The sequence below is a fragment of the Legionella qingyii genome (assembly GCF_003184185.1).
The window spans coordinates 1-11,449 of record NZ_QHJG01000009.1 but is presented as its reverse complement, the minus strand read 5'-3'; the positions used below and the strand labels follow the sequence as shown (position 1 = coordinate 11,449).

Below are 11,449 nucleotides of genomic sequence, written 5' to 3'. Positions count from 1 at the left end.
TCATCCTCCATAATAAATTCTAATAAATTGGGCTGACATTCTCCTATACTTAATATCCAATGCGCTAGTTGATTCATGCAAGAGACTTATAGAAGAGGACAGGCTTTTGGGAAACAAGTTTTTGCTTATGAAATTTTATTAATTTATATCATAGTTAAAATTTGATTTAACAGTTGTGTTTCTCAATAATCCGACTTTGCTATCTCAGTTTGAACTGAACCAATTTAATATGTCCTATTCCCTTTCAATACTCCATATAATAAAAGTAGTACCAAAGCAATTGCAGAAAGAGCAAAGGAGGGGTATATCTTAAGTACATAATTTAACCAAGTAACGTGTAAAAATAAATATTAAAAATAGTTCGAGTCAAGACTGTTTTTTTTAATTTTTATTTGTATAATATGACGAGGTTTTAATTCTTTTCAAAACATCTAAATCTGTGGATATTTATTTGAACCAAATAATCAATCTACAGTTAGCAAATAACAGAATTCCTTGCTACATCTGCTTTATTTTTGTTTTTTAATACCAATCATCTCATTTAAGTTACTCACATTTTCTGTGGATAAGTCTGTTTATATTTGGTTAAATCCCTTGTGAGTATTAAGGGTTAATGGAATGACTCACACTTTTTCAATGTGTTGCCTCCATTAAATCAAAAAGATTGTTATGATAGCCTTTCGGATATTTCTGATAATGATGAGTTTGAATTGTTCTTAGAAGAAATTATTACTATCATTGGAAAGTTAATTGATGTAAAAGTTCCAGAAGAGGAAAACTCAGAAACGTAGGTTCTGATATTGCTAATATACCTGAATTACTTTCTTTAATTTACAGGATTTCGCCTTCCAAAGACTATTTCCATCGGTTTATAAATGAGCGTACTTATGAAAATTGGCATCTTTATAAAATAGGCGGTTTATATACTTTAAAGATGCTTTATCAGTGCGCGTTTCACGCTCAGCAGGAGAATCCCCACTATGGTTAAATTTTGTGAGGATCTCTCAGGCATAAAGCGCGAAACATAGGCTAATTAAGCAATTGACAACAGACCCTAATGAGTTTGTATTATTTTAGTATCTATATTTTTAAATTCATCAAGCAAAGTTAATGCAGCGGATAATGCTATATCTTCCTCTGGACGAAAATCCATTGCAACAGCAAATCCAATATGATCTTCTTCACGTAAAGTTAATTCTTGGTTTAAAATTGGTCTAACTTTATCAATCAGTGCCTGCATTGCAATATCATCTATAGATGTAAAATGCGTTGTTCTATTAGCTAACATTTCTCCCAACGTTATATGTAATGCGTATTTCAATAAATATAGAGCATCTTCCTGCGTTGGCTCTAGGTTAAATAGCTGAATAAGACCTGCTTGATTATATAAATGGGTAAATTCATATAGCTCAGGTGAAAAATTCTGGTTAAGAATATCTGATTGCTGTACATGTTTAGCTTTGCATCTAAAGAAAAACAAAACAGTATTTTTTCCCTGTAGCTCCGTAATTTTATAACATCCTTGAAAAACAAAAGGGGGGTCCCACACAGCAACTAACAAAAGGGTTTCAACATTAATTCCGGTAAATACTTTCTTATTTGACATGGCACATCAAATTCCTTATTCGATCTTTGCTGATATCATTATAAACAAAAATCATTGAGTCTGGCATTAGGTTTTCAGTAACATTATTTGGTCTCAATTAACCGTATTTTGGTCTTGTTTTTTTAATAGCATCTTTTTGTTCAATGATTTTCACACCATAAATAGCCTTTTTTAAAAATGTTTCTATGAGGGACTATAAAATTTATAGTTATTTCTTCCTCTAGATTTCACCTCATATAAAGCCGAATCAGCGTGCCTAATAAGAGTTTCTATATCAAGGCCATTTTTTGGGTACATACTAATGCCAATGCTAGGAGTAATTGAAATTACGTTCTGCTTTATAGTGATGGGGCTTGCAATAACGTTGAATAAGTGTTCAACAACTCGACATACGTCATTTTTATATACAACTTCAGAAAGAACAATTAAAAACTCATCCCCACCTTGTCTCCCAACAACATCGGAAGAACGTACACTCGATTTTAGACGCGATGCAATTTCTATTAATAATAAATCACCAATATCATGACCAAAAGTATCATTAATTTTCTTAAAGTAGTCTAAGTCCATAAATAATATAGCAACTTTGTGCTTATAGCGCATGGCATGACCCACGAAGATCTTAAAGGATTCCTCCACTAGCTTGCGATTTGCAAGCCCTGTAAGGGCGTCATGATAGGCCATGTTGACTAATTTTTCCTCTGCTTTTTTTTGAGCATCAATATTTTGAATCTGAGAAATAAAATACACAGGGTTATCCTGTGCATCCTTAACCAATGAAACACTCAATAAAATCCATACGATGGCTCCATTTTTACAAATGTATCGTTTTTCCATTTGATAGGAATTAATTATTCCATCCAATAATTGACGGATATAACTTAAATCGGTTTGTAAATCATCAGGATATGTTATGTGTTGAAAGTCGATTTTTAATATCTCCTCTTCGGTATAACCTGTTATTTTGCAAAGAGATTTATTCACCTTAAGCCAACGTCCTTCCAATGAAACTAAAGCCATACCAGTAGCGGCAAAATCAAAGGCTGAACGAAATCTTTTTTCACTTTCTACCAAGGTTTCATTCGCTAGATAAAGTTCTTTTGTTCGCTCTTGAACTTTTTTTTCCAGATCAAGATTTAAGCGTTTCAAATACTCAGCATGTTCTTCCTTTATCAATTCATAATTATCAAAGATAAAAAAAAGTGCTATTAAATTGATACAAATAAACATTACATCAAACCATGAGTATGCTGTATCAAAGAACGTGATGAACCGGCCTAAAATGATGGTAACAATAATAAATAGTGTCCATGCCAGACCTATTCTTCTGCCTTTCAAAAATAAGGCTGATGCGGATAACAGAAGAAAAAGAGCTAATCGTAACGTGTTGTATGGGGCTAACAGATAGATTGAATAAAAAAGTATGAACGCAAAAATTAATGCAAAATTACTTATCAATTCAATTTTTTCTTTATGGCTACGGCTATAGTAAAGTAAACAGAAACAACTAATTGAAAAAACAAAATCAATGACTCCCATTACGGCGCTATGTTGCCAACGAACAAACCCCATACCCAATGCCACAATACCAGCAAAGAAAAAAACAATATTAAGAAAAATATACTGATATTTTATTTCTCGTTCATCCTCACTAAACTGAAGATTAAACAATAAAAAGTGGCTTGAAATTTTTTTCATCGTATGACCTGATTCAGCGGTGAGTTGATTATTTCTTTCAAATTAAAAATTTGACCAGTTTGCTGATTTACATCAAAAACAACTTAATTTATCGAAAAAAACATGGAAAATAATTTTATGGTATTTTAGTTTCGGCACGATAATTCTAGTAATTTGATCTTACTTCATTTTTTAATAAACCGGGAGGCCACTATAATTATATCTATAGCGAGGGATCAAACGAACGTGTTTCCTTCTCCTCTTCCTCATCAAATAATATTTCTTCATAATGAAAATCTTTTTTATTGGCTAATTCTTCAATGATTTTAGCAGACAATTCTGGAGGTAATAATTTCTCATAATTTGCCATGAAATATTCAGTTTCGATCTTGGTTAATGAATTTCTGTAATCCTCATCCTCCATAATAAATTCTAATAAATTGGGCTGACATTCTCCTATACTTAATATCCAATGAGGTAAGGAATTTGGTTTTTGCGTAATCAATATATTTTTGCAATATTCATTTTGTAAAATAGCGAGCCCGGTCTTTTCATTATCTATAATGCATTGAAGTAAATGATGGAATAGAACCGGTTCAGGACTACTCAGAACTTTAGTTAATTGCCTCATCATGTTTTTTTTCCTCAAGTTCTCCACATTTTGAAACAAGAGACCAAGGTTACGTTCTTCTTTAACGTTTAGGGATGAGCAAATAATTTCTAAAATTTCATTGGGTAAATTTGAAAACACAATTGGAATCCTTGGTTGTATATAGGTCAGAATGGGCTATAATTATACATAAGTCAAGTTAGACGTGTAATATCTTATGTATGCGAAAGAAAGCAAACCTACAATTGGAACTCTTTTTAAGGCGAATCGGCTAATCGCAAAAACTGTGAATCGAATTGTTGTAGCGCCTGATAATGTAAGTTTATCAGATTGGGCTACCGAAGCTAAATTATTTATCAGTAAAGATGGTAATTGTCTTTCTTCAACAACGTTACTTGTTCACCAAAAGTATGTACCCACTTATTCACATGGTGGACGACGTTATGGAGTCCTGCTGAATGCAGAAGAAGCATATGTATATGATGTTAATAGTAAAGATGCTAATACTAATAGTATAGATAAATTAAAAAAACGAGAAGAAAGAAAAAATATTAAATTACTGAGTACAAGTGAAGAAACTACAAAACTAGGTCTTAAAACATTAGATGAACTGGCTAAAGAAATTCAAGAGCAACAAAATGGTTTTGAAATGAATGAAATTTTACTCGATGCTACGAAAGACTCATTAGTGGGTTTATTTGTGCGTGCTGTAGATTTATCTTCAAAACCGGATTTAAAAGATTATTATCTTAGTTTATTGGAAGTGATGCTTATTCAAAAATATATCCATGAAGCTTTCGATTTACCCATGCTTAAAATTTGTATCTATTATGAGCGAACAGGAAGGCTTGTTAATTTTCCTACCCGAGATGAGTTACTTGTACAGGCTAGCGAGCATGGGATAAACAGTCGTAATTACCCAGTATTATTTGAAAAACTTTCCTGTAATCATGTTTTTCCTAAATATAATCCTAAAACCCTAAGGGATTTTTTAGCACAATATGAGCCTCAAGAAGTGTTGGATAAAGTCAAGGAGCAGGTAATTAAAAAACTGATAGTAGACTATAAACCTTTTATCCCTCGTGAAATCAATGAAAACACTATCCTTAACGAATTAGTGGATTTCGCCGTAGGAATTAGTCCAGCAATAATAGATGAAACTATAAATTTATGTGCTTTAGCAACTTTAAAGGATAATTCTACATCAAAAACTAATGTTCAAGAACAACAAGAATATCGATTTTTTTCGAGTCCTGGTGAAAAATCATCGCAAAACAAAACGGAAGAAAACGATATAACTACACCTTTTTATGAGTTTAAAAAGTAATTTATAACGGAACCCCATTTGCTTTTTTAAATGGGGCGAGTTTTACCTTTATTCATTTGAATTAAAATAAAAGTTTATTAAATGAATCCTTAAAAAACCAGAAAAGTGTTTTGTAAATTCCTTAGGCGAACAGTCATTATCACCAAATAATTTTTCTACGATTGAGCCGATTGATAAGAAGGATGTCCCAATTTTATTTTTTTATCTTTTGCAAGACTAAATATTATTGCATCATGACAAAGAGTTTCGAGATCATCGATTAATTTTTGTATATATCCATTATGGTGGTGGATGTTATGTAAGACATTTTTAAATTGGATAATATTAAATTCATTGTCTTGAGTAAAACAATCTAATATGAGCTCAAGATCTCCTATTCTTGCACGATTTTTTTCTTTAGAAGCGAAATGTTTCGATGTGCACCCTATCTTTTGGACATATCGTTCCATTTCATTTTTTATTGTAGCTAAAGAAACAGGTAAGCTTAAAGCAAGCTCGCTTTGACGTGTGGCAAGTAATTTTGTCCGTGATGCTTGGAGTTTTTTCCCTGAATCCAACCATGAAGAATCATTCAACTCCCCCTCGTCAACACCTAGGAATTTTAGCATTCCCAAAACATTCTCATGTAACGGAATAGAATTTTGTGAGCGAAAAGCATTTTGCAATCCATAATGATTAAAAGATAAGGGTTGAATCTCTTTAATAAATTTATCTGAATCCACAACATATCCACTGAATAATGCATTAGATATTTGTATAGGGCCTGTGGTGCAGACGACAATTGATTTAATATAAAGATCTCGCTCTTTTTTCATTAAATAAGTCAGGAATTTATCATCATTCTTTTCTAGAATATGCTTAATTGACGAATATTCTTTGCTAAAAAAAAGATATTTAATCAGGTTTAATTGAGTTTCGAGATCTTTTCTTAATCTCTTGATTACATGTTCATGAGTTTCTTGAGCTTCGATTTTGTTAAAATTTAAAAATTTATTTTTATCGGTCATTACTTCATTGATATATTTTCTGATTTTTAATGAAGAATGAGGTGGGGCTGGTGGAATGATTTCTTTGGATTTAGCTATATAAAGCGACTCAGAACGATTTTTCATAAATTTTAAAAGATGACGATTTATAAAACTGCCTGCATTTAATTCCCTCTCGGTTCGTTCAATAAAATCGGTATCATAATGTTCGAGCCTTGAGATTAGTCCACTTTGAACTCGTTCAATGTCGTTCTTTGCTGCAATTTCATCCACAATAGCAACAAAATCATTATTTGACAGAATAAATTCCTTTTTACCCATTTTTAAACTACCAATGTTAAGAAGTATGGGCATTTCAGTTGCAATAAGCTTGGGAAGATTGGATGTATCAATTGGAAAGTCAAAATCTGTATAAGTCCCTTTTTTAAATACTGGTGACAGCCATCTTAAAATATCACTTGCAACGGCCAAATTCCCACCTGATTTTAAATTGGAAATTTCGTCTTTATAAAACCCGAATAATTTTTTTTCATTATCCGATTGAAGTGATGTATGAATTGTGTGGACATCAAGAGAGACAATTTTATGTTCCTTGCAAAATTCATGTAACGAAGTTACCGATTTATGTTCGAGTAAATTGGAGTCATATACCAAATGAATTGTATCAGTGGGATTTTTTTCACGCATTTCAATAAGGCGAATTTGATTTTCCAAATTCATGAATACATTTGGATTATTACTTAACCAGATTTTTACATGTAAGTTTGGATTATATTGATACATTTTTATTCTTAATTTTTGAGTTCAATAAATTGCTGCACATAAAAACTAGTTTTTGTAAATTTTCGGCACGAATAATTACGAACCGTATATAAGAAAGCTTAGCACAAGATAAAAAAAAAGATTTGCAACTAAATTTGATTGATGAATTTCGACGAATATGGTATAAATGTCGCGCTTTAAATACACACACGGTTCGGCACATACGATAGGGTCCCTTAAGGGTTTCGTATGGGGAGCGTGGAGGAATAACCCTGGAGAATAAACTATGAATATAAGTATGCGTGAATTGCTTGAAGCAGGAGCTCATTTCGGACACAGAACACGTTTTTGGAATCCTGAAATGGGTGATTATATATTTGGATCCCGAAACAAAATTCACATTATCAATCTTGAAAAAACGATGGTAATGCTCAACGATGTTGTGAACTATGTTGGCAGATTAGCGTCTAATAAAGCAAAAATTTTATTTGTTGGAACTAAAAGAGCAGCACAAGACAGCATTCGTGAACACGCGAAGCGTTGTGGTATGCCTTATGTCGATCATCGTTGGTTAGGTGGTATGTTGACCAACTACAAAACAGTTCGCCAATCCATTTTTCGCTTAAAAGAATTGAAAGAGATGAAAGAAAAGGGATTGTTTAACGGCATGATTAAAAAAGAAGCATTGATGCTGACACGTGAACTAGAAAAATTAGAAAGAGGTTTAGGTGGTATTGAGCACATGGGCGGTTTACCTGATGCTTTGTTTGTTGTTGATGTTGGCTTCGAGCACATTGCTGTTGAAGAAGCTCATCGCTTAAAAATACCCGTTATTGGTGTTGTTGATACCAACAATAGCCCAAGAAATATTGATTATATTATTCCTGGTAATGATGACTCCATGAGAGCAGTTGATATTTACGTCCGTTGTATTGCTGATGCAATTTTAGATGCTAAAGGTAGTAATACGGTGGGAGTAGGTTCATCTGATGCTGAATTTGTGGAAGTAGTTGAACAAACTAACGATGCAGCAAAAGCTGGGGAATAATTAGATTTTAAAATATAGGGGGGGCTGGGTGTCTAAACACCTAAATTTGCCCCCCTTTTGCTATACGGAGAAATGAAAATGTCAATTAGTGCAAGTTTAGTCATGCAGTTACGTGAGCGTACAGGTGCTGGTATGATGGAGTGTAAAAAATTTCTAATAGCAACCAATGGTGATATTGAGGCTGCGATCATTGAAATGCGTAAAGCAGGACAGGCAAAAGCTGATAAGAAAGCAGATCGCGTAGCTGCTGAAGGTGTGGTAGTGATTGCACGTTCTGCTGATGGACGTAGTGCAGTGATGTTAGAAATTAACAGTGAAACAGATTTTGTTGCTCGTGATGAGAACTTTACTAACTTTGCTAATAACGTTGCTGATGCTGCATTAAATAGTTCAGCCACTACAATTGCCGAATTGTCTGCGATTACTCTTGCTTCTGGCGTTACTGTAGAACAAGCTCGTCAAGAGTTAGTAGCAAAAATCGGTGAAAATATTAAATTAAGACGCCTTGAGCGCATGCACTGTGATACAGGAGTTATTGGTTGCTATTTACATGGTTCACGAATTGGTGTTATGGCTGCACTCAAAAATGAGCAAGAAGAACTTGCTAAAGACATTGCAATGCACGTTGCTGCGAGCAAACCAATTGTAGTAAGTAGGGATCAAGTATCTACTGAAGCTGTTGAAAATGAGCGTGAAATCTTTACTGCTCAAGCAAAAGAAAGTGGCAAGCCACAAGAAATTATCGATAAAATGATTGAAGGTAGAATCAATAAATTTATTGACGAAGTGAGCTTATTAGGTCAACCATTTGTTAAAAACCCTGATATCAAAGTAGGTCAACTATTGAAAGAAAAGAATACTGAAGTTCTTTCCTTTGTTCGTTATGAAGTTGGTGAAGGGATAGAGAAAAAAGAAGATAACTTTGTTGAAGAAGTGATGGCTCAGGTTCGTACATGATGAATGATAGTCACCCAACATTGAAATATAAACGTATATTACTTAAATATAGTGGCGAAGCCCTTATGGGCAAGTCACAATTCGGTATTGATCCCTCAGTATTGGATACATTAGCTAGGGATATATCCGATTTAATTAAGATGGGCGTTGAGGTTGGTCTCGTATTAGGTGGCGGTAATTTATTTCGTGGTAAAGCGCTTTCTCAAGCCGGTGTTGGACGTGTAACTGGCGACCATATGGGCATGCTTGCTACAGTAATGAATGCTTTAGCGGTGAGAGACGCGTTGGAGCGTATTGATATGCCTGCGCGTATTATGTCAGCTATTCCCATGCTTGGAGTAGTTGACCCGTACCATCGACGTAAAGCAATTGAACATTTGCGAACTGGACATGTAGTAATTTTTGCAGCAGGCACAGGAAATCCGTTTTTCACCACTGATACAGCCGCTTGTTTAAGAGCTATTGAAATAGGGTCGGATGTGGTTTTAAAAGCAACTAAAGTAGATGGTGTTTACTCAGAAGATCCTTTTAAAAACCCTAATGCCAAGCGTTATGATTATTTAACTTATATTGAAGTTTTAACGCAAGGTTTGGAAGTGATGGACTCTACTGCAATTTGTCTTTGTCAGGATCAAGGGATGCCCTTACAGGTATTTGATATGACTGCACCTAATGCATTGAGAAGAATTGTAACTGGAGAGCGCGTAGGAACTATAGTCGGAGCTAATCATGATAAATGAGATTAAGCAAGATTCAGAAAAGCGAATGAAAAAAACCATTGAAGTGTTACAGACTGATCTGACAAAAATTCGCACTGGAAGAGCTAATGTCGGTTTACTGGATCACGTACACGTTGATTACTATGGAACTATGACCCCATTAAATCAAATTGCTAATATTTCTGCTAGTGATTCACGGACAATCTTAGTGACTCCATGGGAAAAATCTATGGTAGCAGCTGTAGAAAAGGCTATTTTGACTTCTGATTTAGGTTTGAATCCTGCTACAGCAGGTTCTGCTATACGAGTTCCAATGCCGCCATTGACTGAAGAACGAAGAAAGGAGCTAATCAAAGTCGTTCGTAATGAAGGCGAGCAAGGAAAAGTTTCCATACGCAATATCAGAAGAGATGCAAACAGTCAATTAAAGGAATTGGTCAAAGATAAAACCATTTCTGAAGATGATGAGCGTCGAGCAGCAGAAGTGATTCAAAAGCTAACTGATAAGTACATTCTTGAAATAGATGGGTTATTAGCAGAAAAAGAAAAAGACTTAATGGAAATTTAAGTCTGGGTGCTGCTTGAGGTAAACAGGCTCAAGCAGTACTAATCGTTTTGTAGTATTTTCATCCTTACTCAATTAATCAGTTGATTCACTCTTTTGTTGTAATCCTAAATCTTGGAAATTTGTATTAAGATTTTCATCACATTTTTATGAGTCTGGAATACATCTTTCCCTAAATTTTTATATATAAGTAATTTTTGAGGCTCCCCATGATATATAAGGTTGTTTTTTTTGGTAAAAGTGGAAGTGGCAAAACTCAGATTATACGTCGAGCGGCTGGTTTATCAGATTTTAAATTGAATTCTCCTCGTACAATAGGCGCAGATTTTTTGGCTCGAAAAATAGATTCCAGCAGTTCTGTGTCATTATGGGATACAGCTGGAGATGAACGATACAAACTATTGAGTCAGGTATTTTATAAGGGAGCTACTGCTGGTGTATTTTGTATTGATCTAACAGAAGAAATTAATGAGCAAGAAATTATTGAGAGTATTGCAGAGTATCGTCAATATGTACCTAATGCTCCTATTATTTGTGTTGGCACAAAATCAGATTCTCCCAAGGCGGATAAGACCGCTCTAGATAAAATTAAGTCAAGAGCATTATTTGCTGATTTTATCACTACTTCAGCATGTACCGGAGATAATGGAGAGGCGCTTTTTAAAATAATCTGTAAACACTGTGGCGCAAAACTTTTTCTCTCATGGAATGAGGCTGTTGCAACACTTCAAAAAAGTTTAAAAGAAATATCATCAAATAAAAGTGTATTAATAAATGAGAAATTAACTACGCTGTCAGAAGTTATATTAGCTAAAACTGACGATCCCAGTGTAAACCCAAAGGTTAAAGCCAAAGCGATCGAGGACTTTACAAATCAATGTAAAGCTATTTTGGAAGATGAGCGCTCCGATGCTTATAAAGCAGTTCTTTCAGTTGCTGCGGCTGCAATCGTACTTACTGTAACTGCCATAATTGGATTTTCAATTGGCGTTGCTTGTAGTTGGTGGACCGGTCCAGGGGCATTTTTTGCTGGGCTTGCAAGTGGTTACACAGCTGCTGTAGCTGTTGCCTCATCAAGTACTGTTTTAGGTGCAGTAGCTGGTGGTGTCACTGCGTATGGATTATTTAAACCATCCAAAGAACTATATGCGATTAACGAGTTTGCTGAAACAGTTTCTACTTTTGACCCCTC

The 11,449-nt window shown here is 34.3% G+C and carries 10 protein-coding genes; 6 read left to right on the top strand and 4 right to left on the bottom strand.

Features of this window, described 5'->3' with window-relative positions:
- Positions 1–1,054: 1,054 nt before the first annotated feature.
- From DGG96_RS07260 to DGG96_RS07250, 3 genes are all read right to left on the bottom strand, one after another.
- Positions 1,055–1,606 carry a hypothetical protein gene (locus DGG96_RS07260; RefSeq protein ID WP_110142073.1) on the bottom strand — a complete coding sequence of 184 codons (552 nt, stop codon included), beginning with the start codon at positions 1,604–1,606 and terminating at the stop codon, positions 1,055–1,057.
- Between the two features lie 183 nt (positions 1,607–1,789).
- Positions 1,790–3,304, bottom strand: coding sequence for a GGDEF domain-containing protein (locus DGG96_RS07255; RefSeq protein ID WP_165831587.1), 1,515 nt, complete (start codon positions 3,302–3,304; stop codon positions 1,790–1,792).
- 202 nt (positions 3,305–3,506) lie between these two features.
- Positions 3,507–4,034: a hypothetical protein gene (locus DGG96_RS07250; RefSeq protein WP_110142072.1), complete on the bottom strand. Its 528-nt coding sequence runs from the start codon at positions 4,032–4,034 to the stop codon at positions 3,507–3,509.
- 76 nt (positions 4,035–4,110) lie between these two features.
- Here DGG96_RS07250 and DGG96_RS21030 point away from each other — a divergent pair, with 76 nt between their 5' ends.
- A complete protein-coding gene (locus tag DGG96_RS21030; RefSeq protein ID WP_199742192.1) occupies positions 4,111–5,220 on the top strand; it encodes a hypothetical protein in 1,110 nt (369 codons plus the stop codon).
- A gap of 155 nt (positions 5,221–5,375) precedes the next feature.
- Here the strand turns inward: DGG96_RS21030 and DGG96_RS07240 are convergent, their stop codons facing one another.
- Entirely contained in the window at positions 5,376–6,989 is a 1,614-nt protein-coding gene (locus DGG96_RS07240) for a glycosyltransferase family 88 protein (protein WP_110142071.1), read from the bottom strand.
- A gap of 265 nt (positions 6,990–7,254) precedes the next feature.
- Between DGG96_RS07240 and rpsB the strand changes: the two genes are divergently transcribed.
- The 5 genes from rpsB to DGG96_RS07215 all read left to right on the top strand — a co-directional run.
- Complete coding sequence (rpsB, locus tag DGG96_RS07235; RefSeq protein ID WP_110142070.1) at positions 7,255–8,016, top strand: 30S ribosomal protein S2; 762 nt, start codon at positions 7,255–7,257, stop codon at positions 8,014–8,016.
- A 78-nt stretch (positions 8,017–8,094) separates the two neighbouring features.
- Positions 8,095–8,973, top strand: coding sequence for a translation elongation factor Ts (tsf, locus tag DGG96_RS07230; protein WP_110142069.1), 879 nt, complete (start codon positions 8,095–8,097; stop codon positions 8,971–8,973).
- On the top strand, positions 8,970–9,713 hold the full coding sequence (pyrH, locus tag DGG96_RS07225) for a UMP kinase (RefSeq protein ID WP_110142068.1): 744 nt from the start codon (positions 8,970–8,972) through the stop codon (positions 9,711–9,713). Before tsf ends, pyrH begins: the two co-directional genes overlap by 4 nt.
- Entirely contained in the window at positions 9,703–10,260 is a 558-nt protein-coding gene (gene frr / locus DGG96_RS07220; protein ID WP_110142067.1) for a ribosome recycling factor, read from the top strand. Before pyrH ends, frr begins: the two co-directional genes overlap by 11 nt.
- A gap of 206 nt (positions 10,261–10,466) precedes the next feature.
- Positions 10,467–11,449: GTP-binding protein (locus tag DGG96_RS07215; RefSeq protein WP_110142066.1), on the top strand; the 983-nt coding region annotated here is incomplete at its 3' end.